This is a genomic window from Sneathiella glossodoripedis JCM 23214 (genome assembly GCF_000616095.1).
Classification (GTDB): Bacteria; Pseudomonadota; Alphaproteobacteria; order Sneathiellales; family Sneathiellaceae; genus Sneathiella; species Sneathiella glossodoripedis.
The window spans coordinates 1-1196 of sequence record NZ_BAMS01000011.1 but is presented as its reverse complement, the minus strand read 5'-3'; the positions used below and the strand labels follow the sequence as shown (position 1 = coordinate 1196).

Sequence of the window (1196 nt, the reverse complement as noted above, 5' to 3'; positions counted from 1 at the left end):
CATCTTTACCATTGATATTGATCAGGATTTGTTTCTGGGTTCCGTCGGTGGTTGCCACGGTCAGCGTGTCAGTGACCATCTCACCTTTGCCCAGTGCCTGAAGCTCTGCTGTATCATGAGCGGTATAAGTCCAGTTGCCAGCCGCATCAATGGAAAGCTCACCGTAAACACCCGCCACTGTTTCAGCCATAAAGCCACTTTGCCCTGCATCCGCATCGTCTGCAGTCAGTTTGCCTGACGCTGTCAGAACACCATCTTCTTCAACAACGCCTGTATCAACGCCACTGATCACTGGGGCATCATCCGACCCCTCAACCGATATAGTAATATTGTGTGTAGTTCCGTCGATGCTCTTTACAACGACTGTATCCGTAACCACATCACCTGCGCCAAGCGCCTGAAGGGCTGGGGTATCATTTGCTGTATAGGTCCAGTTACCCGCAGCATCAATCACCAGCATGCCATAAGCACCACTGACGGAAGCCGCTGTAAAGCCACTTTCCCCCGCATCCGCATCTTCTGCGTTAAGCTTGCCTGACGCTGTCAGAACACCATCTTCTTCAACAACGCCTGTATCAACGCCACTGATCACAGCCGCATCGTCTGAGCCGGATACCGAAATGTTAATTACATGCGCGGTGCCATCAACTGTGAAGACTGTCAACTTTTCAGCCGTGACATCACCCGTACCCAAAGCTTGTAGCGCCGTATTTCCAGATGCGTTATACGCCCAGTTACCAGCCGCATCGATACTGAGAACCCCATAGACACCTTGCACAAGACCTGGAGCAAACCCGCTTTCGCCAGCATCCACATCATCTGCGGCCAGCTTACCTGTTGTCTGCAGAGGGCCATCCTCTGCAACAGAGCCCGTATCAACACCCGTAATAACGGGCATATCATTGACACCTTCCAGTGTAACCGTAATTGTATGGGTCGTTCCATCCGGTGTCGTCACGACAAGGGTGTCACTAACCACATCATCAGCACCCAATGCTTGCAGCTCTGCGCTATCATTAGCTGTGTAAGCCCAGTTACCAGCGGCATCAATAGACAGCTCACCGTAAACACCCGCAATCGAGCCTGCGACAAATCCACTCTCACCGGCATCAACATCTTCAGCCGTCAATTTGCCAGACGCCGTCAAATCAGCGTCCTCGGTCACCAAACCCGTATCTTCTCCAGAAATCTCAGAT

General features: G+C 51.9%; 1 protein-coding gene. It reads right to left on the bottom strand.

What is annotated here, in order from left to right; genetic code table 11:
* Window positions 1-1165, bottom strand: a 1165-nt coding sequence (locus JCM23214_RS18295; protein ID WP_199899757.1) for a VCBS domain-containing protein, incomplete at its 3' end; no start/stop codon positions are given.
* Window positions 1166-1196: the final 31 nt, after the last annotated feature.